The 21,800-nt window shown below is 68.6% G+C and carries 21 protein-coding genes and 3 pseudogenes; 15 read left to right on the top strand and 9 right to left on the bottom strand.

Annotation, left to right across the window (positions count from 1 at the left end):
* Nucleotides 1-829: 829 nt before the first annotated feature.
* Entirely contained in the window at nucleotides 830-2,257 is a 1,428-nt protein-coding gene (locus ACWDS7_RS30475; RefSeq protein ID WP_451932068.1) for a hypothetical protein, read from the top strand.
* Nucleotides 2,258-2,479: 222 nt separating this feature from the next.
* Here the strand turns inward: ACWDS7_RS30475 and ACWDS7_RS30480 are convergent, their stop codons facing one another.
* The 3 genes from ACWDS7_RS30480 to ACWDS7_RS30490 all read right to left on the bottom strand — a co-directional run bounded on the left by ACWDS7_RS30480 (nucleotide 2,480) and on the right by ACWDS7_RS30490 (nucleotide 5,114).
* Nucleotides 2,480-2,746 carry a hypothetical protein gene (locus ACWDS7_RS30480; protein ID WP_451932069.1) on the bottom strand — a complete coding sequence of 89 codons (267 nt, stop codon included), beginning with the start codon at nucleotides 2,744-2,746 and terminating at the stop codon, nucleotides 2,480-2,482.
* Nucleotides 2,747-3,123: 377 nt separating this feature from the next.
* A complete protein-coding gene (locus ACWDS7_RS30485; RefSeq protein ID WP_451932070.1) occupies nucleotides 3,124-3,645 on the bottom strand; it encodes a glycine cleavage system protein H in 522 nt (173 codons plus the stop codon).
* A 425-nt stretch (nucleotides 3,646-4,070) separates the two neighbouring features.
* On the bottom strand, nucleotides 4,071-5,114 hold the full coding sequence (locus tag ACWDS7_RS30490; protein WP_451932071.1) for a hypothetical protein: 1,044 nt from the start codon (nucleotides 5,112-5,114) through the stop codon (nucleotides 4,071-4,073).
* Between the two features lie 207 nt (nucleotides 5,115-5,321).
* Between ACWDS7_RS30490 and ACWDS7_RS30495 the strand changes: the two are divergent.
* The 12 genes and pseudogenes from ACWDS7_RS30495 to ACWDS7_RS30550 form a co-directional block, all read left to right on the top strand.
* Nucleotides 5,322-5,689, top strand: a pseudogene (locus ACWDS7_RS30495) (transposase); the annotation flags it as partial.
* Between the two features lie 161 nt (nucleotides 5,690-5,850).
* Complete coding sequence (locus tag ACWDS7_RS30500; protein ID WP_451932072.1) at nucleotides 5,851-6,180, top strand: PadR family transcriptional regulator; 330 nt, start codon at nucleotides 5,851-5,853, stop codon at nucleotides 6,178-6,180.
* 2 nt (nucleotides 6,181-6,182) lie between these two features.
* Nucleotides 6,183-6,596: a DUF1048 domain-containing protein gene (locus ACWDS7_RS30505; RefSeq protein ID WP_451932073.1), complete on the top strand. Its 414-nt coding sequence runs from the start codon at nucleotides 6,183-6,185 to the stop codon at nucleotides 6,594-6,596.
* Nucleotides 6,596-7,360, top strand: coding sequence for an ABC transporter ATP-binding protein (locus tag ACWDS7_RS30510; RefSeq protein WP_451932074.1), 765 nt, complete (start codon nucleotides 6,596-6,598; stop codon nucleotides 7,358-7,360). Before ACWDS7_RS30505 ends, ACWDS7_RS30510 begins: the two co-directional genes overlap by 1 nt.
* Nucleotides 7,361-7,398: 38 nt before the next feature.
* Nucleotides 7,399-8,160 carry an ABC transporter permease gene (locus ACWDS7_RS30515; protein WP_451932075.1) on the top strand — a complete coding sequence of 254 codons (762 nt, stop codon included), beginning with the start codon at nucleotides 7,399-7,401 and terminating at the stop codon, nucleotides 8,158-8,160.
* 35 nt (nucleotides 8,161-8,195) lie between these two features.
* Nucleotides 8,196-9,404, top strand: coding sequence for a cytochrome P450 (locus ACWDS7_RS30520; protein WP_451932076.1), 1,209 nt, complete (start codon nucleotides 8,196-8,198; stop codon nucleotides 9,402-9,404).
* 359 nt (nucleotides 9,405-9,763) lie between these two features.
* Complete coding sequence (locus ACWDS7_RS30525; protein WP_451932077.1) at nucleotides 9,764-11,257, top strand: serine hydrolase domain-containing protein; 1,494 nt, start codon at nucleotides 9,764-9,766, stop codon at nucleotides 11,255-11,257.
* Between the two features lie 417 nt (nucleotides 11,258-11,674).
* Nucleotides 11,675-12,304, top strand: a complete 630-nt coding sequence (locus ACWDS7_RS30530; protein ID WP_451932078.1) for a DUF1707 SHOCT-like domain-containing protein — start codon at nucleotides 11,675-11,677, stop codon at nucleotides 12,302-12,304.
* Nucleotides 12,305-12,651: 347 nt separating this feature from the next.
* Nucleotides 12,652-12,864, top strand: a pseudogene (locus ACWDS7_RS30535) (histidine kinase dimerization/phospho-acceptor domain-containing protein); the annotation flags it as partial.
* A gap of 36 nt (nucleotides 12,865-12,900) precedes the next feature.
* Nucleotides 12,901-13,341, top strand: a complete 441-nt coding sequence (locus tag ACWDS7_RS30540) for a sensor histidine kinase (protein ID WP_451932088.1) — start codon at nucleotides 12,901-12,903, stop codon at nucleotides 13,339-13,341.
* 168 nt (nucleotides 13,342-13,509) lie between these two features.
* Nucleotides 13,510-14,085 carry a TetR/AcrR family transcriptional regulator gene (locus ACWDS7_RS30545; RefSeq protein WP_451932079.1) on the top strand — a complete coding sequence of 192 codons (576 nt, stop codon included), beginning with the start codon at nucleotides 13,510-13,512 and terminating at the stop codon, nucleotides 14,083-14,085.
* Between the two features lie 203 nt (nucleotides 14,086-14,288).
* Entirely contained in the window at nucleotides 14,289-15,452 is a 1,164-nt protein-coding gene (locus tag ACWDS7_RS30550; RefSeq protein WP_451932080.1) for a low temperature requirement protein A, read from the top strand.
* A gap of 200 nt (nucleotides 15,453-15,652) precedes the next feature.
* Here the strand turns inward: ACWDS7_RS30550 and ACWDS7_RS30555 are convergent.
* The 6 genes and pseudogenes from ACWDS7_RS30555 to ACWDS7_RS30580 all read right to left on the bottom strand — a co-directional run.
* A pseudogene (locus ACWDS7_RS30555) lies at nucleotides 15,653-15,865 on the bottom strand (DUF4158 domain-containing protein); the annotation flags it as partial.
* Nucleotides 15,855-16,868, bottom strand: a complete 1,014-nt coding sequence (locus tag ACWDS7_RS30560) for a TIGR03571 family LLM class oxidoreductase (protein WP_451932081.1) — start codon at nucleotides 16,866-16,868, stop codon at nucleotides 15,855-15,857. The pseudogene ACWDS7_RS30555 and the gene ACWDS7_RS30560, both read right to left, overlap by 11 nt.
* Before the next feature lie 78 nt (nucleotides 16,869-16,946).
* Nucleotides 16,947-17,777, bottom strand: a complete 831-nt coding sequence (locus ACWDS7_RS30565; RefSeq protein WP_451932082.1) for an aldo/keto reductase — start codon at nucleotides 17,775-17,777, stop codon at nucleotides 16,947-16,949.
* A 17-nt stretch (nucleotides 17,778-17,794) separates the two neighbouring features.
* Complete coding sequence (locus tag ACWDS7_RS30570) at nucleotides 17,795-18,142, bottom strand: nuclear transport factor 2 family protein (RefSeq protein ID WP_451932083.1); 348 nt, start codon at nucleotides 18,140-18,142, stop codon at nucleotides 17,795-17,797.
* Nucleotides 18,142-18,561 (bottom strand): GlcG/HbpS family heme-binding protein, encoded by a 420-nt coding sequence (locus ACWDS7_RS30575; RefSeq protein ID WP_451932084.1) that lies wholly within the window; start codon nucleotides 18,559-18,561, stop codon nucleotides 18,142-18,144. Before ACWDS7_RS30575 ends, ACWDS7_RS30570 begins: the two co-directional genes overlap by 1 nt.
* 58 nt (nucleotides 18,562-18,619) lie before the next feature.
* Nucleotides 18,620-19,861, bottom strand: a complete 1,242-nt coding sequence (locus ACWDS7_RS30580) for an MFS transporter (protein ID WP_451932085.1) — start codon at nucleotides 19,859-19,861, stop codon at nucleotides 18,620-18,622.
* Between the two features lie 165 nt (nucleotides 19,862-20,026).
* On the opposite strand from ACWDS7_RS30580, the gene ACWDS7_RS30585 reads away from it, so the two are divergent.
* The gene (locus ACWDS7_RS30585; RefSeq protein WP_451932086.1) at nucleotides 20,027-20,494 is read left to right on the top strand and encodes a MarR family winged helix-turn-helix transcriptional regulator; all 468 of its coding nucleotides are present in this window, start codon (nucleotides 20,027-20,029) and stop codon (nucleotides 20,492-20,494) included.
* 591 nt (nucleotides 20,495-21,085) lie between these two features.
* Nucleotides 21,086-21,502: a Clp protease N-terminal domain-containing protein gene (locus ACWDS7_RS30590; protein ID WP_451932087.1), complete on the top strand. Its 417-nt coding sequence runs from the start codon at nucleotides 21,086-21,088 to the stop codon at nucleotides 21,500-21,502.
* Nucleotides 21,503-21,800: the final 298 nt, after the last annotated feature.

Consider the following 21,800-nt stretch of genomic DNA (forward strand, 5'->3'; position numbering starts at 1 on the left):
GGCGGGCCGCCTTGAACCCGTGAAGAAAAGTCTCATTGGATCTTGGGGTCTCGTCCGGTTGCTCTACCTTCGGACGATGACTCCGGCGTCGACGTCGACGTCGACATCAACCCCACGGTGAGTCACGGCAGCTCCTTTCCTGGACGGTGCTGTCAGTAGATCACCGCTTGGGGGTCGAGGACACGAGCCGCCAGGTCAGCTCTCGGTACTGATCTGCGAGGGCCAGGCGCGGATCCTGCAGGCGCGTCCCCGGCACAGCCGCCTCGGGTCGGCCGCGGCGACGGGGATGGCTTGGGCGGGGGGCCAGGCGTCCGCTGCGGCCCGAGGTCAGGCAGCAGGCGGCTTCGGGGACCACGGGGTCGCCGCGGGTGACGGCGCGGTGCAGCCGGTCCAGTCGCGTTGTGGGCCGGCCTCCGCTGCCAGCGGGGAGCAACCCATCGGGACGTGGGCGTCGGGGGCGGCGGGGAGCCGGTAGGGCTCCATCGGGCCGCGGCGGAGCTCGCTCATCAGCGGGGCCGGTTGCCGGGGCCCGTCGTAGGGAGCGAAGGTTTTGATGGGAATGGCGGGCGTTCACGGACACCGGTGACGCATGGTCCCAATGCTTGTCAAGACGCTGATGATATTGCCGGACCGCCCTGTCATAGCCCCCTTGAGTGGGCTTGTCACGCTCCAACGCTGGGCGGTTGGATCCAGAGGTGATCTTCTGCGGTGCGTCACAGGCGGGTCTCGGATGCGCCACCCATGTCACCGCCCGTCCTGCCCGGCCCGGCCCCCTTGCCGCGGGCGGGTCATCGGCCCGCGCCGTCCTCCAGGAAAAGGAGTCGTGACCATGACCCTGCTGACCTACACCGTCCTCACCGACCCGGCGCCCCTGGAGGCGTCAGCGGCCGGGCGACCGTCCACGGGAACGGTGTACCTGGTCATCACCAACACCGGGCAGCAGGCGGCGTACTGGTCCACGATCGAGGTGGAGGTGCCCGTCGGCAACGGCGTCGGCGACCTCACCCCGGACGTCAACAAGATCAAGCCCAAGGGCGAGTACGGCCCGCGGTCGGGCACCCGGTCGTCGGTGGACGTCCGGCGGGTACCACAGAGCTCCAACGCCTTTCAGGCCACCGCCCCCGGCGGCAGAGCCTCCTTCGCCCCCGGCGACCACATGGTGCTCAAGCTGGAGAACGTCACCGTCACCCCCACCGCCGGGCTGGCCGTGCTGAAGGTGACCGAGAAGGCCGGCAGAACCAAGACCGGGAGCACGAGCAACAGCTTCGCGGCGGTGGCGCTGGTGAAGACCGCTCCGAAGGAGCTCCCGGCGCCGCGCGACTTCCGCCCGGACAAGGCCATGGTGGACGCCGGTGAAAAGCTCACGCTGCGCTGGGAGGGGTCCGCCGGCTTCGGCTACAAGATCATGTACCCGGGCGCGCCGCAGCCCGTCTCCGTCTCAGGGGGCAGCTGGTCACCGCCCGACGCCCCGAAGCGGGCCACCACCTACATCCTCATCGCCACCGACCGCAACACTCAGCAGCAGCACTTCCTCACCACGACCGTTCAGGTGCGCAATCCCGTCCTGGAAACCCTCACCGCCATCAACGGCGTCACCACCCCGTGGGTACAGGGATCGGCCAAGGGCGACGGAGCCTTCACCTTCTCCCAGGGCGCGATGCACGTGCGGCGCGAATTCGCCTCCCAGGAAGCCGGGGCCCTGCACGCCGGCGAAGCCACCGTCGACGGCGTGGGCACCGGTTATGTGAAGGGGCGTAACAGCGGCGAGGGAGACATCACCTTCACCCAGGGCGGGGTGAAAGTCTGGCGCGCACGCGAATCCAATGAACCGGGCACCCTGCACGCCGGCGAAGCCACGTTCAACGGCGTGGGCACCGGTTATGTGGAGGGGATTAACAGCGGCGACGGACACATCCGCTTCCTCCCGAACGGGGTGAAAGTCTTGCGCGCACGCGAATCCAGTTACGAGGGCACCCTGCGCGTCGGCGAGGCCACCATCAGCAGCCTGGCCACCGGGATAGTCAACGCCAACAAAATCACAGCCAACGAGGTGAATACCGACCGGGTCAAGGGAAAAGGCTTCCGCGACGGATGGATCACCTTTCCTCAAGATGGCATACAGGTATCCAGTGGCTTGTACGACACCCCACGAAGCGGCGCTGTGTACGCCGAGACGGGCATGTTCCGGAACCAGTCCTTCTCCGGGGGGAGGAGAATCGGTGGATCGCCATGTCGGATGGCGAAGAGGTATGCGTGATACATATGCATGAGGATGGGACGAGGAGCTACGGGGCCATAAGGGTGTCCGGGGTGGTCACCAAATCCAATCGCTGGTGAGTGGGTGATCGGCAGCCTGCTGCTGCGGCGCGGGCAGGGTGTCCCCGTGCCCCCCTCGGGGGGCACTCCAGCGTGATCATCGCCTCGAACAGCACCGGCGTCCGTCCTTGGTCTCGCGCGTAGGCAACTCCAGACCCGGTGCTCAATCCGGTGTCGATGAGGAGCTCGACGCGACCCGCACCCCCGGCGCCGTCTCCAGGTCCTCCAGCAAGGGCAGCGCGTCACATAGGGCGCGCAGCGCCTCGGGCGGCAGGTTCCGGCCGATCGCCTTGTCCCTGGTCAGCTCGGGAACGTCACGCCGGGTCAAGGCGACGTCATCGGGCAGGTTCTCCAGCGGGCCACCTGGGCGGCCGAGCCCGAGGGGGCGCATGCGGTTCAGGATGAACTTCAGCGAGTGGACCGCGGTCAAGCGGCGCTGGTCCCTGACCGCCGATCCCGCCGAGAAGGACGCCCTGACCGCACTCGCGCAAAGCTGCCCGAACCTGCCGTTGCCCAATGACGCCTCCGCCCTGACCCCTACGACTGAGAGCCCCGCCGGTGACGGGGCTCTCAGCGGGCGGCAGGGGGATACACGGAGTCTGACCTGCGGAGACGTTGCCATCTGGGGCTGGTGACGCGTTTCTTAACGGCACCCCATGCCGGCCCAGGAGCAGCCGTCGGCGCGGGCGGCGTGCGCGGCGGCCTCCAGCTGCTCCTGGGCGGTCTGGGCCGCCGTAGAAGCTTGCCGCAGGGCCCGCAGGGACGGAGGGGGCAGACGGTAGGTGGGGCACCCCGGCGATTGCCGGTCTAGTCGTTTTCCTGTTCCTGGGCGATGAACTCGGCGTAACCGTCCGCCTCCCAATTGAAATCAGATCGGGGGTTGTGGTCATGGATCTCCATCTCAAACAGCCAGCCCTCGCCGTAGGGGTCCCTGATGAGCAGCTCCGGAGTGTTGACGAGCTCGGTGTTGACGGCGACGACTTTCGCCTCGACCGGCGCGCAGAAATCGCTCCCCTCCTCGTAAAAATCAGCATCCCCCTCCTCGCCGGAATCAGCATCCCCCTCCTCCCAGTCCTCCTCGGAATCGGCATCCCCCTCCTGCCTCCAACTGACCCGACCGAAGTAGTCACCAAACTCGACGTAGCTACCTACCTCAGGCAACTGCACCCGTAGCCCTCTGTCGGGGAGCTGACCTGTGAAGAAGGCGGTGAAGCCGACCCTCACGCGGTCGCCGGGCTTCTGCAGCTTCCTGTCGCGCTCGAACCACTCCCCGTTGCCCCACATGTGCAGCTCACCGGCGTACAGGCGATCCTGGGGGTACTCGCTCACTTCTTCCTCCCATGGAAAGGCGAACCGAACTCTTCTGATCTTCGCCCGGCGGCGGCCGTAGTGTCGAGGGACGAACCCCCGGGCGGCGCGGTACTGGGCGTGAGACGGCCGTCAGAGGACTGAGCGCCGCACCGATCAAGCTATCCACCAGCAACAGAACAGTGCTCTAATTTCCGTCCGGCATAGCCATCGGCGCGCGACGCCCTGACCTGCACAAACGTCCGGCGCTCGCGGAGGCGTCGGCGAGCGGCCGTACGGCTGGGAGCGGTTCTTCTTGGACGATGCGGACCGGGCGCTGATCGAGCCCAAGCGTCGTCAGCGCAACCGGCTGGGGTTCGCGGTCTTGCTGAGTGGTCTGGCGGCTGTCTCGCCCGCTGGAATCGCAGGCCCGATAGCCGGGCCGGCCTCCGGGCCGGCTACCGGACCTACGGGCGGAAGCGCTCACAGAGGCGTTCGAGGCCGAGGCCGCTGATGAGCAGGCGTTCCTTGGCGTTGCTGAGAAGGTCGGCGCTCCAGGTGGTGAATCCGCCGTCGCCGAGGTTGAGGTCCTCTCCGGCAGGCGTGGTGGCGCGGATCTCGAAACAGGTGCCGCTGTAGTAGCCGCGGCCGCTCACCCGGTCGTCATCGAAGGCGAAAGTGGTGTCGGGATGCGTCTGCGCGAGCCGATCCAGGACGTCCTCGCACAAGGTCCGGCGGTGCCGTCCGGCGGTCAGGTCGGTGACGGACACGCGTACTGTGCAGACTTGGTAGCCGAGGTCACGGGCGCTGTCCAGGATGTCGAGATGGACGCCGATCTGCTCGACCAGGGCCGCCGTCTCGAAGGCGAACGAGCCCTCGTCGCGGCCGGCGGTGCACAGCCCCAGAAGCGTGAAGTGTGCCGACATGCCCGGCGCGGTGAAGGCCTGGGCGCGCACCACCCGATGGACGGCCGCCAGGCGGACCCGTCGGCGCGAGCGCGGATCGGCCTGCAGCAGGTCCCGGCGGCGTACCGCGCACTCCAGGGCCAAGGCATTGGTGACGTCCGCGACGACCTCGGTGTTACGGATGGTCGTGACCACTTTGTTCTGGTCCACGGTCGCCACCACGGAGTTGGTGCCCAGCGGGCACAGCGGCGACAAAGCCACAGCGGTGAAGGCATGCCGGGCCAGCCGCCCGTGAACGAGGGCGTTCAGGCGTGCCAGCTCGGCCGCGTCCAGCGCCGACGGCCGGGTGAAACGGTTGCGCTCGTAAACCCGCAACAGCTGACCCGGCGTCACGGCGGAGCGGCGACGGTAGACCTCCAGCAGCAGCGTCTGCAGGTCGGTCGGTGACAACCGCTCAGCAAGCGCGCTCAGCAACCCGGGCGTGGCACTCTCGCGCAGGATCCGGTCCAGCCAGGGGGCGGACGCCTCTGCCGCCGGCTGATCCATGCCTTGTCTAAAGGGATCATTCATCACCTCATCGTGGCGGATACCGAAACGCAGTCGCACCAGGTTTACTCACCGCCAAAGGCCCGGCATTCAGGTCGCCGTCAGAGAGATGGAGTAGCTCTGTGTGACGACCATGAGGCCCCCGCTCGGGTCCGTGTCATAGGACGCAAAGACATCCCAGGTGCTTAGAACATGACTCATTTGGCGATCAGTCGTTAGATCGTCCGTGGATGTGTTTCTTTGTCGGCTGGTCCCGATGAGTTCTGGCTGACGGTCCACCGCCGCTTCACCGAATGGAGCGCCACCAGGGTATGGGTCCAGCTGTACCGGATCCTGCTGGACGAGCTCGGCGCCCGCGGGGAGCTGGACCGGTCGCGGTGCGCGATCGACTCCGTCAGCGTTCGAGCGACCAAAGGGGGGACCTGACAGGTCCGAATCCTGTCGATCGCAGCAAGAACGGGTCGAAGATCCACCTCATCACCGAACGGACCGGTCTGCCGATCTCTGTCGCGATCAGCGCGGCCAACACCCATGACAGCCTGGCGTTGGAACCGCTGGTACGCGGCATCCCGCCAATCCGCTCTCGCCGCAGCCCTCATCCGCTACCGCCGACTCACCAAATGAGACGTCGTCCAAGGGATGGCGGACTCGCTCACGAGCAGCGATCAGGCCGCCCGCACCCACACGCTCAAGCTTCCGCCCTGCATCTCAGCTATTCGGTGTTGCTAAGTACGAGTAGTCAGTGTTACTTTGTACCGGTAGTCAGCAACACCAAGTAGCTGAAAGGAGGCGTCCCATGGGCAAGCTCGCCACCGAGATGCTCAAGGGAACGCTGGAGGGCATCGTCCTGGCGATCCTGTCCAGCCGGCCCGCGTACGGCTACGAGATCACCGCGCAGCTGCGCGATCAGGGCTTCTCCGACATCGCCGAGGGCACCATCTACGCGCTGCTGGTCAGGATCGAGCAGCGCGGCCTGGTCGACGTGGAGAAGGTCCCGTCGGAGAAGGGGCCGCCGCGCAAGGTGTACTCCCTCAACGACCAGGGACGGGAGTACCTCGAAGAGTTCTGGCGAACCTGGAGCTTCCTGGCCGAGAGGCTCGAACAGCTCCGCGAAGGAGGCAACTAGCCATGGCCACAGGGTCGAACGAGCCGAAAAGCCGTTACCTCCAATATCTGGAGGTGGTCACCGGGTCGCTGGAGGAGAAGAAGCGCTACCGGCAGTACAAGGCGCGTATCAAGCAGCTTCCCGAGAACTACCGCATCGCGGTCGAAGCCGTGGAGCGCTACCTGATGCACTTCGGGCCGGCCGACGGCGCCGGCGCGATGGCGATGTACGAGGACCTCGCCGACCTGTTCGAACAGGGCGAGGCGGACCGAACCCCGATCCGCGACATCTTCGGCGACGACCCCATCGAGTTCGTCGAGGCGTTCATGGCCAACTACCCCCTCGGCCAGTACCGGGCCCGCGAACGCAACCGCTTCACCAACGCCATCGCCCGCGCCGCCGGCGAAACCACCCCACCACAAGACAGGACAGAGTGATGACGACCCAGCAAGCCCCGGCGATCCAGGTGCGGGCTCTGGAGAAGTCCTACAAGGAGCTGCGCGTGCTGCGCGGCGTGGACTTCGAGGTGGCGCGGGGCAGCATCTTCGCCCTGCTCGGCTCCAACGGGGCGGGCAAGACCACCGCCGTGAAGATCCTGTCCACACTGCTCAAGGCCGACGCGGGCACGGCCCGCGTCAACGGCTTCGACGTCGCCGCGCAGGCCGCGAACGTGCGCGAGTCCATCAGCCTCACCGGGCAGTTCGCCGCCGTGGACGAGATCCTCACCGGGCGGGAGAACCTCGTGCTGGTCGCCCGGCTGCGGCACCTCAAGGATCCGGGCAAGATCGCCGACGACCTGCTGGCGCGGTTCTCGCTGACCGACGCGGGCGGGCGGAAGGTGGCGACGTACTCGGGGGGCATGCGCCGCCGCCTCGACATCGCGATGAGCCTGATCGGCGATCCGCCGGTCATCTTCCTCGACGAACCGACGACCGGGCTCGACCCCCAGGCGCGCATCGAGGTGTGGCAGGCCGTCCGGGATCTCGCCGACCGGGGCACGACGGTGCTGCTCACCACGCAGTACCTGGACGAGGCCGAACAGCTCGCCGACCGGATCGCGATCCTCCACGAGGGCCGGATCATCGTCAACGGCACCCTGGCCGAGCTCAAGCAACTGCTGCCGCCCGCCAAGGTCGAATACGTCGAGAAGCAGCCGACCCTCGAGGACGTCTTCCTCACCCTCGTCGGGACGACGGCATAACGGACCACGAAGGCATCACGAAGGCATAGGGAACAACGATGAGCAAGCATTTCTTCGGTGACACCACCGTCCTGCTGGGACGGTCCCTGCGCCACATAACGCGCAGCCCGGACACCATCATCACGACCGCGATCATGCCGATCGCCATGATGCTGATGTTCGTCTACGTGTTCGGCGGCGCGATCAGAACAGAGTCGGACTCGTATGTGAACTACATGCTGCCCGGCATCCTGCTCATCACGGTCGCCTCGGGCATCGCCTACACCGCCTACCGGCTGTTCATGGACATGAAAGGCGGCATCTTCGAGCGCTTCCAGTCGATGCCGACCGCGCGGTCGTCGGTGCTGTGGGCGCACGTGCTGACCTCGCTGGTCGCCAACCTGGTCTCGGTCGGGGTCGTGATGCTCGTGGCCCTGCTCATGGGCTTCCGCTCGGGGGCGGGAGTGCCGGCGTGGCTGGCGGTGGCGGGCATCCTGATCCTGTTCACCCTGGCGTTGACCTGGATCGCCGTCATCCCCGGCCTGACCGCCAAGACCATGGAAGGCGCGAGCGCGTTCTCCTACCCGCTCATCTTCCTGCCCTTCCTCAGCTCGGCGTTCGTGCCCACCGCCACCATGCCCGGCCCGGTGCGCGCCTTCGCCGACAACCAGCCGGTGACCTCCATCGTCAACGCCATCCGCGCCCTGTTCACCGGGCAGCCGGTCGGCACCGACATCTGGGTCGCCCTCGCCTGGTGTGTCGGCATCCTCGTCGTCGCCTACGCCTTCGCCATGAGGACCTACCACCGCAAGATCTCCTAGGTCGGCCGCGTGCCTGCACATCGAAAGGAAAGCTCATGAACGATTTTGTCCACACCCTCACGGCGATGCCGACGGCGCGTCAGTCCGGCTGTCCCTTCGACCCGCCCAAGGAGCTGATCGATGCCCGTGAGCACGGCCCGATCAGCCGCTTCCCCTTCCCCAGCGGTCACCAGGGCTGGCTGGTCACCGGATACGACCTGGTCCGGTCGGTCCTGGCCGACCAGCGCTTCAGCTCCCGCAAGGAGCTGATGCTCCACCACCCGCTGGTCGACTACGGCGACATCGAGGTCCCCCCGGCGCCGCCCGGCGAGTTCCTCCTCATGGACGAGCCGCAGCACAGCCGCTACCGCAAACCCCTGGTCGGCAAGTTCACCGTCCGACGGATGCGGCTGCTCACCGAACGCGTCGAGCAGATCACCGCCGACCACCTGGACGCCATGGAGAAGGCCGGCCCGACGGCCGACCTGGTGACCACCTTCGCCAAGCCCATCCCCTCCATCGTGATCTGCGAACTGCTGGGCGTGCCGTACGAGGACCGGGGCCGCTTCCAGGAGAACATCGACACCTTCCTCGGCGGAGAAGTCAGCGACGAGGAGCTGATCGCGGCCTACCTGGCGACCCAGGAGTATCTCGCCGAGCTGGTGGCCGCCAAGCGCGCCAACCCCACCGACGACGTGCTCAGCGACCTGCTCGACAGCGACCTGACCGACGAGGAGCTCAAGGGCATCGCCCTGATCCTGCTGGCGGCCGGGTTCGACACCACCGCCAACATGCTGGCGCTGGGCACCTTCGCCCTCCTGCGGAACCCCGACCAGCTCGCCGCGCTGCGCGCCGACCCCGCGCTCACCGACCAGGCGGTGGAGGAGCTGCTGCGGTATCTGAGCGTCGCCAAGCAGTTCCACCGGGTCGCGCTGGAGGACGTCGAGCTGGGCGGCCACACCATCGAGGCCGGCACGACGGTCATCCTGTCCCTCAACACCGCCAACCGCGACCCCGAGCGCTTCCCCGACCCCCACACGCTCGACCTGCGCCGGCAGAACGGCGGCCACCTGGCCTTCAGCCACGGCATCCACCAGTGCCTGGGCCAGCAACTCGCCCGCGTCGAGCTGCGCGTCGCGCTCCCCGCCCTGATCAACCGCTTCCCCACGCTACGCCTGGCCGTACCCGCCGAGGAGGTCAGCCTGCGCCCGGAGACCGCGGACATCTACGGAGTCAAGAGCCTCCCGGTCACCTGGGACGCGTAACCACTGACCCGGCCGCCACCGCTGTGGCTACCCGCCTCTGTGGCGATCGCGTCCGCGCCGCCCGTGTTCCGGTGACACCCGGACGAGGGCAGCTCAGCCACCGGAGCCCGAGAGCCGGACGCTTCACCGCCTACGCATCACACGCGTGCTGCTGACCAGCACCTGCCCCATCCCGCACTCCCCCACAGGCCGGATGTCCGCCACGGATTCACCGCGGCTCACGTGAACCTCATGCCGCCCTCGAACAGCCGGAACAGGCTTCATCAGCGGCCTCCCCCTGAGCGGCACCGCCCATACGGGCCGGAGCGAGACGACGGCATGAGGCTGACGGCCGGGGCGCCCTTCGGCAAAAACTGCTCGTGCTCCTCGCGCACCACGCTTGCCGCGCCGATCCAGTAACGCGGACCGTCCCGGTCGATCCGGGCGTACGTCTTCTCCAAAGTCTCAGATCCCTGAGTTTCAGCTCTCCAGAAAGGAATCACAGCATGGCAGACACGACAAGCGGGACACCCGAACAGGGACACGTCGGGCGTCGCACCGTGTTGAAGGGCGTGCTGGGCGCCGGCGCGCTCGCCGGCGCACACGCCGGCCTCGCCGGCCACGCCAACGCCTCCGTGAGCCGTGACGGTGGTGACGATGCCGAGCACGGTGTCGAGCACGGCTGGGGAAAGGTCGCCGACGCGTTCCGCAAGAACTTCAGAAACCCCGGCGAGGTCGGCGCGGCGTGCAGCGTCTACGTGGGCGGCCGCCCGGTCGTCAACCTGTGGGGCGGCCTCGCCGATCGTGAGGCGGACCGACCGTGGCGCAAGAACACCATCGTCCAGGTCGCGTCCACGACGAAAGGCGCTACCGCGATCTGTGCCCATATGCTGGCACAGCGCGGTGAACTGGATCTGGACGCCCCGGTGGCCCGATACTGGCCGGAGTTCGGCGCTGCCGGCAAGGACCAGATCCCGGTGCGCTGGCTACTGTCACACCAGGCCGGTCTGCCGATCGTCGACGGACCGCTGACGTTCGAGCAGGCCTGCGCGTGGCACCCGGTCATCCGCGCGCTCGAGGCGCAGAAGCCGCTGTGGCGGCCGGGCACCGAGCACGTCTACCACAGCATCACGTTCGGGTTCCTGGTCGGGGAGGTCGTGCGCCGGATCTCCGGCAAGTCACTGGGCAGGTTCTTCGCCGAGGAGGTGGCCGCCCCGCTCGGGCTGAACGCCTGGATCGGGCTGCCTGAGAAGCAGGAGAGACGGGTGGCCCGGATCCACTACGCCGCACCGTTCAGCGTGGAGGAGCTGACGGCCGGGCTGATCGCGATTACCGGGCTCGACGCGGACACGGTCACCGCATGGGTGAACGCCGTGTGGGCTCCGGGCTCGGTCCAAGCCCGCGCCGGCGAGCTCGGCGGCGCCTTGGACAACACGACCGACTATCACACCACGCGTGCCTGGCGCGCGGCCGAGTTCCCGGCCGCGAACATGCTCACGGACGCGCGCTCGTTGGCGCGGATGTACGCCGCCACGGTCAGCGACGTCGACGGGGTGCGGCTGCTCGATCCGTCAACAGTCGAGAGAATGACGGTCGTTCAGACCGACAGGACGCCGATGCACGGGCTGCCGCCGGGGCTGAACATCCCCGCTGACCGATCCTTCTGGATGTCGCTCGGGTTCTGGCGGGCCTGCCAACCGCTGCCGATGGCCGGACCGGGGTCGTTCGGCCACCCGGGCTCCGGCGGATCGATCGGCTTCGCCGACCCTGAGGCCGGTGTCGGCTTCGGCTACGTCACGAACCTCTGGAACTTCCGGCCCGACGATCCGCGCGCGGCGGACCTGGCCAAGGCCGTCCGGACCTGCCTCGGATGACGACAGTCCTCGCGTGACGGAGCTCCAGAAGGCGGCGGCCGAGCTGGAGAGGTCCTGATGACCCCGCGCCCGGTGACGGTACGCGATCGCAGTCGCAACGGCCGCCGGCCGCGGCTGAACGTCCCCGTCGTGCGGGCACCGATACTGCTGCTCGCCATGCCGACCGGGATCGGTCGCGTGCCCCGCCGGCCGGATGAGTCCGGGAGGCGCGCTGTGCGGGGCACCGGGCAACCGCTGTGGATGCTCCCCGGCCCCGGATCAAGATCGAGCAGGGCCGAACGGCCGTACCGGTAAGCCTCAGCACAGCACATCGAGGAGCTCGCCGAGCAGCTCGGCGAGGCCGCCGTCGACGTGCCCGACCAAAAGGGGCGGGTGTTCTGCGGGTGACACCGCCCAGGCTCCACGGAGGGAGACCCGATGACGACACAGGAGATCCACATGCAGGGTCTTGAGAAGTCCTGCTCATCGGCGCTGCGCGCGTCCGACGAGGACCGCGACCGGGTCACCGAACTGCTGCGCGCCGCCGTCACCGACGGCCGGCTCGACCCGGTCGAGTTCGACGAGCGGCTGGACGCGGCGCTGGCCGCCCGCACCATCGACGCCCTGACCCCGCTCATCACCGATCTGATCGCGGTGCCAGGCAGCGGCGGCGCACTCACGCTGCCGCTCGCCGGCACGCCGGCCGAGCCGGCCGCCGAACTGCTCACCATCAAGGAGCGGCACGGCACGATGCGCCGTGACGGCCGGTGGACGCTGCCGCACCGGCTCGCGCTGCGCACCGCGTGGTGCGAGGTGATGCTGGACCTGACCAGCGCGGTGCGCACCGCACCCGAGCTGGTCATCGAACTGCGAGTACGTGGCGGCGACGTGGAGCTGGTCCTCGCGCCGGGCATGGTGGTGGACGCCAACGAGCTGTCGGTGCGGCACAGCAGCCTGGCGATCAGCAGGGACGCGGGCGACAACACGCCCGAGACACTGCGCGTCCGCCTGGTGGGCCGAATGCGGCACGGCCGGCTCAACGCCCGGTGGCAGGCGCCACGTCGGTGACGCGGCAGGGCGAGGCGGGTCCGCGCCTCCGTGCTGGGCAGCGCAGGCGCGGATCTTCAGGAGCCCTTCGGTTGTGACCACCGCGTTCCCCGATCCGCTCATCAGGAGGCCGGCCCCCCACATGCCGGAGTTTTACCTAAATGCTGACATCTCACCTTGTTTGAGAATCATCATTCTCATACCGTGTGATAACGGGACAAACCTCCCGTTTCTTGCCAGAAAGGGAAGCTGTCATGCCGCAATGCCAGCCCTTGGCGCCGTTCATCGACCAGATCGTTCAGCTCGAACCCTGCCCTTCGGGCGACTGCGCCCGAAGGGCAGACGATCTGAGACGCAGTCTCGACGACATGAAAGAACGGCTGGAGCGGGCGCTCCAGCGGGAACGGCAGTTCACCTCCGACGCCTCCCACGAGCTGCGCACGCCCATCGCCGGACTCCGTGCCGAGCTGGAGGACGCCTGGCTGCACTCGGGAGAGATCGACATGGACGGAGTGCTGGAGCGCGCGCTGAGAAACCTCGACCGGCTGCAGGCGATCGTCGAGGACCTGTTCCTGCTGGCCCACCTGGACACCGCGTGGCCGGCGAGAACGCAGCCGGTGAATCTGGCGAGGCTGGTCGACGCCGAGATCTCCCGGCGGAGCGACCGGGACCGGGTCCAGCTCAGCATGGACCCGTACGTCACCGTCGCCGCCGTCGAGGACCAGATCGGCCGGGTGCTCAGCAACCTGTTGGACAACGCCCACCGGCACGCCGAGCGGCTGGTGCTGGTGCAGGTGCGCCGTGAAGCGGGCGCCGCCGAGCTGACCGTGACCAACGACGGCCGGGGCGTGCCCGAGGCCGACCGGGACCGGATCTTCGATCTGTTCGCCCGGGTGGACGCCTCCCGTAGCCGTGACCTCGGGGGAACGGGACTCGGTCTGACGATCGCCCGGGAAATCACCCAGGCCCATCACGGCACCCTGACCGTCGAGGGAACCCCGGCCGGAGGCGTGCGCTTCGTGCTCCGGCTGCCCGTCGACGCGGAACCGGATCTGTGAGACCGCGCCCGGACCGGTCGTCCCCCCCTCGGACGCGCCGCCCGTAAAGATCGTCGGTACCGGGCCGACACCGGCGCCGACCTGACGCCCACACGGCAAGAGAACGACGACCCTCGCAGGGAGGTGACGAGGTTGGGCAACGAAATGGATCGAGTGAGGATCATGCGGGTGGCCGACGCGCTCTTCAACGAACGCGGTGTGCACGCGGTCGATATGGCCACCATCCGCGATATTTCGGGTGTGCCACTCAAGCGGATCTACGCGACCTTCGCGTCCAAGGACGAACTGATACACGAGGTGCTCCGCCAGCGTGACATCGATGCCCGCGCGGCCATCATCCGGTATGTCGACTCCCACGCCGACGCCCCCGTGGACAGCATCCTGGCCGTCTTCGACTACCTCTACAACTGGTTCAGCCAGCCGGAATTCCGCGGCTGCTTCTTCATCAACGCCTTCGGCGAGATGGGAAGCGTCTCCGACCGCATCGCCGACATCACCCGTGTCCACAAGTGCGCGGTGACGGACTACTTCAGCGAGCTCGTGGCGGCGGCGGGCCTACCCGCGGACGTCGCCGACCAGTTGTCGATCCTCGTGAACGGCGCCATGGCGACCGCCGGCATTTTCGCCACCCCCGAGACGGCCCACCAGGCCAAGGCCATCGCACGCCTTCTGATCGACGCCTCCGGCGGGCCGGACGCCGGCCGGACCGACATGCCGGCACCCCTGGCGCCGGCCGGAGCGTGACACCGGGCCGAGCGGCGCCCTCTCGCTCCGCGACCACACTCCGGAGGGTGAGCGATCCGCGCCTCGCGAAGGCTGTCCCACTGTTCCTCAACCCCATGGGTCCCGCCGTCACGCCCGTCCAGTGTGATGACTTAATGTGACCACATGTTGGCTTATCGTGAATTCGCGCCGGGTCACGCCATGCCCCTGACAGGCGTCCCGACGTGAGCGCAGCGTCAGACGCCGGCCTGCGCCGTGCCGTATCCCCGCTGGAGCTGTTCTTCGACCTGGTCTTCGTCTTCGCCGTCGGGCAGCTCGCGGAGCACCTGCACACCGAGCTGTCCTGGCGCGGCGCCGCCGAGACCGCGGTGATGCTGGTCGCGGTCCTCAGCACGTGGGTCCTCACTAGTTTCGACGCCACCTTCCTGGACATCACGCGGTCCCGGACCCGAGGGCTGGTGCTGGCGGTGATGGGCCTGGGCCTGTTCATGAACGCCCAGATCCCGCATGCGTTCGCGGACCGTCCATGGGCGTTCGTGGTGCCGCTGGTGGCGATCCTGCTGCTGACCGGCACGACGGCCGCCGTGACCGCCTCGGTGGCCGTCCTGCGGAGCCACTACCACCGGGTGCTGGTGTGGGCCGCGGTCTCGATCCCGCTGTGGCTGGCCGGGGCCGCGGTGGGCCACGGGCCGCGGCTGGCCTGGTGGGCCGGTGCCGCCGCGGTCGACCTGACCGGGACGTGGCTGAGACACCCGCTGCCCGGCAGGGTCTTCCCGTCTCGGCACTTCGTGTTCGACGCCGAGCACATGGTGGAACGGATCCGCCTGTTCCTCATCCTGCAGCTCGGTGAGACGGTGCTGACCATCGGTTCGACGATCTCCGACGCTCCGGTCGACGCGCCGACGGTGGCCGCCGCCTTCGGCGTGTTCGTCGCGCTGGTGTGCCTGTGGGCCACGTATTTCCTCGGCGGCGAGGAGATCGTGACGCGGCAGATCGCGACCACGGCCGACCCGATGCGGTCGATCCACCGCGCGGTGAACGGCATGTACGGCACATTGACCGGTCTGGTGGCCCTGGCGGTCGGGTCCGAGCTGGTGATCGGTCACGCCACCGGACCCGGCAGCGCCCGACTGGGCCTGCTCCTGTTCGGTGGCCCGATCCTGTATCTGATCGCGCAGGCGTGGTGGTACTACGTCACCACGGGACGGGCGTGGGCCGCGCGGCTTCTCGCGTGCGGTGCCTGCGCCGCCGCCGGGGTCGCGGCGCGGTGGCTGTCGCCTCTGGTCTCAGTGCTGATCCTGGACGTCATCCTCGCGGTACTGGTCATCGCGCTGAGGCGGGTGCACCGCCAAGTGGTCGAGACGCTGGGCGCCGAAAGTGGGGACTGACCGGAAGGACGTTTCCATTTCATGCGTCGGTACACCCCGTCTTCATACGCTGGTACACCGCGTCGAAGTCGTCGACCTTGAGGCACAGGTGCATGGAGCCTGCGATCGACGCACCCAGGTCCGAGACCGAGATCCGACGTGGTCGCGCCCGCCGGCAGGGCCTTGCTGGTGCGCAGCCACGTCACGCCGTCATAGAAGATCGCCTCTTTGCCGTCGCCGGTGTCCCACGCCCGCGATCCGACCCGGGCGGTGAACTCAGCCTCCGCCCGGGAGAGCTTCTTCGGCTTGCAGGCCTCGCGGATCACCTCCTGGTGCTCGAACGGCGTGGTGCGCCGCTCGGTGTACCGCTTGATCCGCGAGACGTCCTCGATCCCGAGCTGCCCGCTGAGATACACCAGCACCTCATCGGGCACTTTCCCGGGCGGCGTGGACGGGCGCCGCGGCGAAGCGGGGCAGGACCTCTTCGGCGAGCTCGTGCAGCAACTCGTCGACGGGGCGGTCGTTGGGGCGGAGGTTGAAGGAGACGTGGGCGACGCCGAGGTCGGCCATGGTCTCCAGGTGCTCGACCAGGGCCTTGCGGCCTGTGCTGAGGCCGAGCCGGATGGGGTGGGCCGGGGCGTCGGGGTCGTCCTGGAGGGTGAGCAGCATCGGGGTGAGGTACGGCTTGCGGCCATCCGTCGACTCCCGCCACTCACGAGTCTTCAGCCGCAGCGCGCCCAGCTCGCGCGGGTAGTTGAGGGAGGCGTCGGCATGCTCGGCGATCCAGTCCGGGGTCTGCTGGGCGCCGCCGGCGACGGCGATCGGTATGCCCGCCCGGTGCACCGGCTTGGGCAGGACCTCCAGCTGCCGGTCGCCGCCCAGGCCCGCAGCGGACCGCTCCAGCGGGCCTGGGCGCCAGGCGGCGCGCAAGACCTCCACACCCTCACGGAACGCCGCGCCCCGGGCGTGGAAATCACGTCCGAACAGCGGGTACTCCACGGGGCGGTCGCCGCTGGCCAGGCCGAGCAGCATCCGGCCGCCCGACAGGACGTCGACGGTGGCCGCCGCCTTGGCGACCAGCAGCGGTTCGCGCAGAGGCAGGACGACGGCGCCGGTGCCGAGGACGACGTTCCGAGTGGTGGCGGCGAGATGGCCGAGGTGGGTGAAGGTCTCGAAGACGGTGCCGGCGTCGCCGAACTGGACGGGGTCGTAGAGCGGGATGTCGCGCAGCCACAGGGCGGCGAAGCCGAGCCGGTCGGCCAGTTGGGCGAGCCGGACGTGCTCGGTGAGGTCGGGGACGCCGAACGGCCGGCCGGCCTCGCGGTCGGCGCGCTGACGGGTGGGTCCCCAGTCGTTGTCGAGCGGCAGTTCCAGGCCGATGGTGAGGTGGCCGTCGGCGGGGGCGAGTCGGGCGAGTGCGGGATGAAGGGGTGCCATGGTGGATCCTCGGATGCGGTGGCGGCGGGGCCGTTCCGGGCCAGTCGGGGCTGCCGGGAACGGCGGGGCGGCGATCCGTCAGTTGAACCGGTCCGGGTGGGGGCCGGTGCGCAGGTCGCGGTCGGTCGTGGCGATCGCGGCCATGTCCTCGTCGGTCAGCTGGAAGTCAAAGACGTCGAGGTTCTGGTGGATACGGGCCGGGGTGACCGACTTGGGGATGACGATGTTGCCCAGCTGCAGGTGCCAGCGCAGCACCACCTGGGCTGGGGACCTGCCGGTACGCCCGGCAATCGCGGTGATCACCGGGTCGTCCAGGACGGCGCCTTGGGCGAGCGGGCTCCATGCCTCGGTGGCGATGTCGTGCTCGGCGTGGAAGGCGCGCAGCGCGGTCTGCTGGAGGCCGGGGTGCAGCTCGACCTGGTTGACCGCCGGGACGAGCGCGCTGCTGTCCAGCAGGCGCTTGAGGTGGGCGGGCTGGAAGTTCGACACGCCCGCGGCGCGGATCCGCCCCTCCTGGACGAGGCGCTCGACGGCCCGCCAGGAGTCCAGGTAGAGGTCGCGGGCGGGGATGGGCCAGTGGATCAGGTAGAGGTCGAGGTAGTCGAGGCCGAGCTTGGCGAGGCTGGCGTCGAAGGCGCGCAGGGTGGCGTCGTGTCCCTGGTCGGCGTTCCACAGCTTGGTGGTGACGAACAGCTCCTCGCGCGGCAGCCCGGAGGAGGCCAGCGCCCGGCCGACGCCGGCCTCGTTGCCGTAGATCGCCGCGGTGTCGATGCTGCGGTAGCCGGCCTGAAGCGCGGCGGTGACGGCGGAGGTGGTCTGGTCGTCGGGGACTTGGAAGACTCCGAAGCCGAGCTGGGGAATCTTGACGCCGTTGTTCAGCTTCACGGTGCTGAGGGCGGAGAGTGCCATGGTGTGCGGGTGCTCCTTCAGGCGGTACGCGGGGAGAGGGTGTAGCGGACGGTCTGTGCGCTGATGAGGCCGTCCCGGAAGACGAAGGTGTCGACGCCGTCGGCGACCTGGTGGGTGGCGGTGGTGGCGGTCCACTGCAGGAACAGGACATTCCCGGCGAACTGCGGGGTCAGCCGCCAGTCGGCGTCCGGGAGGTCGGCCAGCAGGCGGCCGATGCCCTCCTTCACACCCTGACGACCTGTCAGGACGCCTTCGGGGGTGAGGAAGACGGCGTCCTCCGTGTAGTTCCGGCTGATCAGATCGGGGTCCCCGGCGCCCAGGCGGTTGCCGTGGTCGGCGAAGACCTCCTGCGGAGTGCGGGTCATCAGCCGAGTTCCTTGAGTGCGGCGGCGGCGAAGGCGTGGTCCTGCTCGGGGGCACCGCCGCCGAGGCCGAGGGCGCCGATGAGCTGTCCGTCGCGGTGGACGGGCACGCCGCCGGCGATGAACAGCAGGGGCTTGTTCAGCGCGGTGGGCAGGGAGTGGAAGGGGCCGTCCGGCTTGACCAGGTCGACCAGGTCGGCGGTCGGCGCGTTCAGCTGAAGGGCGGTGTAGGCCTTGGCCGTGCTGGTTTCACCGGAGATGAGTACGGCGCGCTCGTCGCGGCGGAAGGCCAGCAGGTTTCCGCCGGCGTCGAGGACGGTGATGCTGGCGGGGACGCCCGCCGCGTCGGCGGCGCGGCGGGCGGCGAGGATGAGGGTCTCCGCGTCGGTAGCGGTCAGCGGGGCCATGGTGGTGGTGCTCATGGGACGTCTCCTTGTATCGGTGGGGAACACGCGGCCGGTGCGGCGCGGGTACGAGGGATCAGGAGCGGACGGCTCCCGCCGGGGCGGGAGCGGCGCTGCGGTCGGAGGCCGCGGTGGGGTCGAGGTCCACCGGGGCGGAAGCCGCAGTGGTGCGGGTGGGCCGCAGCTCCAGCCGGTGTGAGATGACGGCCAGCACCAGAGCGGCGGCGGTCAGGACGGCCCCGACGGCGTTGGGCGCGGTGTAGCCGAGGCCGGCGGAGATCACCAGGCCGCCGAGCCAGGCGGACAGGGCGTTGCCCAGGTTGAAGGCGCCGATGTTGGCCGCCGAGGCCAGCGTCGGCGCGCCGTGGGCGTGGTCCAGGACGCGCTTCTGCAGCGGCGGGACGGTGGCGAAGCCGAGAGCGCCGATGAGGAAGACAGCCACGACGGACGCGGCCTTGCCGGAGGCGAGGAAGGTGAACAGCAGCAGGACCAGCGCCAGGCCGCCCAGGGCGGTGTAGAGCATCGGCATGAGCCTGCGGTCCGCGAAACGGCCGCCGATGAGGTTGCCTGCCACCATGCCCAGCCCGAAGACCACCATCAGCCAGGTGATGGAGGATTCCGCGAAGCCACTGACCTCGGTCATCATCGGCGCGATGTAGGTGATCGCGGCGAACACGCCTCCGAAGCCGAGGACCGTCATGGCCATGGCCAGCATGACCTGGACGTTCTTGAAGACGGCGACCTCGTGGCGCAGCTGTACCCCGTCCGGCTTGGGTACGTCGGGTACGAGCTTGGCGACGCCGGCCAGGCCGAGTACGCCGAGGGCGGCGACGATCAGGAAGGTCACGCGCCAGCCGGCGCTCTGGCCCACGAACGTGCCCAGGGGCACGCCGACGACGTTGGCCACGGTCAGGCCGGTGAACATCATGGAGATGGCGCCCGCCTTCTTCTCCGGCGCCACCAGTTCGGCGGCGACGACGGAGCCGATGCCGAAGAAGGCGCCGTGGGCCAGCGAGGCCACCACTCGGCCGATCAGCATGACGGCGAAGACCGGGGCGACGGCGGAGATGACGTTGCCGAGGATGAACAGGCCCATGAGCAGCATGAGCATGTTCTTGCGAGAGATCCTGGTGCCGAGGACGGTCATGATCGGTGCGCCGATCATGACGCCGAGGGCGTAACCGGTGACCAGGAAGCCGGCCGTCGGTACGGACACGCCAAGATCCGCGCCGACCTGGGGCAGCAGCCCCATGATCACGAATTCCGTGGTGCCGATTCCGAAGGCCCCCATGGCCAGGGCCAGCAGTGCGAGCGGCATGACGAGGGTCCTTTGACAGACATAGTGAGTGCGTGAACGCCTTACGGGCGCCAACAATAATTGCACACGCGGGTTAATTGCAAACGCGAGTATAGTGAGCCGTGATACAGCGGCAGGTCTCCGACCTGCGCCTCCGCTCGCACGACCCGACCGAGGGAGCTGCTCATGACCGCCACCGACCCGGCGATGACCGCCCTGGCACACAGCTGGTCGGCGCTCTCGCTGCTGCACGGACGCATCGAGAGCAAAGTCGAACGCGCGCTTCAGGCCGGACACCGATTGAGCGCACGCGAGTATTCGCTGCTGGACGTGCTGAGCCGCCAGCACGACGGCGAGGGCGGACACCTGCAGATGCGGCAGGTCGCCGACTCCGTCGTCCTCAGCCAGAGCGCCACCACGCGGCTGGTGACCCGGCTGGAGGACCGCGGGCTGCTCTCGCGCTACCTGTGCCCCACCGACCGCCGCGGCATCTACACCGACGTCACCGACGACGGCCTGCGCCTGCTGGAGGAGGCACGCCCCACCCACAACACCGCCCTGCGCCAGGCCCTCGACCAGGCAGCCGTCGATCCCGTGCTCGCGCCCCTGGTCCAGGCCGTCCAGCAATTGCAGGGCGGTGTCCAGCCGGCATGACCCGCCGCCGCATGCGATGACGGCACGGAGAGCACCGCCCGGCCATCCCACCTCTTGCCGGGCGGCTGCATCCGATCACCGTGCTGACCGTGGAAAGACATCGGTGAGGTGCCTCGAGAGGTCCGGACAAGATCTAGGGACAAGGGGCACTCTGCCGATGAGCTGGAGTCGGGCTTCCGATCCGGACTCGCCGATGTCTTGTCCCAGGTCCTGCTCCCGGCACGGCATCACGGAGTCGACCTGGAGGCGGAGGCCGAGCGGAAATGGGTGCCGTGGCATCCTGACCGGCTCTCCCCCCAGAGCGGGAGCCGAGCGGCCGGCGCGGTGCTCAGCGAAGATGAGATGTAGGGCACCGGCGGCCGGGGTGAAGCCGCCCTGGTCACACAGCAGGCCCGATTACGCGAACTGGACGCCCGGCACGCCCCGGCCTGCGCGAGCAGATCGCCGGCGACATCGTCGAGACCGGCGGCGACTCCTACCGCCTTCCCGGACCAGAGCCCGCGCCGAACACCGAGCCAGTTGACCGCCCCCTGTCACGGTCAACTCAGCGCCACCATACTGGTGTCAGTCGCTCACGCGGACGGAGGCGCCATGCTGAGGAAGCTGAGGAAGACGACCCTTCATCAACCCCTGGAGCGCCTCCTGACGGTCCGTGCCCGGCAGGCACTGGACCTGGCCGAGCAGGAAGCAGGAGCTCAGGGACATGACCGTGTTACCGCCGATCACCTGTTGACGGGCCTTGCCCGCCTGGACGAGGGCGTGGCCGTCATGACACTCAACAGCCTCGGCGTCGACCTCGGCGCCACACGCACCCGAGCGACAAGCGCAGACCTCGCCCGCGTCACGGAGGCGGCCCGCCATGAGGCGGCCGGGCTCGGGCACCGGTACGTCGGCACCGAGCATCTCCTGCTCGGCCTCCTGCATGAGGATGGAACAGAGGCCCTGGGCATCGGCCTGCAACAAGCCCGCGATCAGATCATCAAGGTTCTCCACGGCGGCGTCCTCTGAACTCGCTCCAGATGATTAACACGTCGCGGGATCCCCGCCTTCTAATGGCGCCAGAATTCCGGCTGGTCACTCGCTGCAACTCCCGACCAGCACTCCCAGCAGGCTATGGTGGCTCCAGAAGTCATCAACACCTTGAGCCCATTGATCAACTTCTGGCTCTCGATCCAGCCAACACCCGGCTCTCGTTCACACCTTCCCGGCCACCACGTGGATGGCGATGGCACCGGAGGAGAAGAACGAGCCCGCGATGGACTTGTTGCTCACCACGCTGACCGCTGAGACCTTCCCGTAGGGGATG

The sequence above is a fragment of the Streptosporangium sp. NPDC003464 genome (assembly GCF_053588315.1).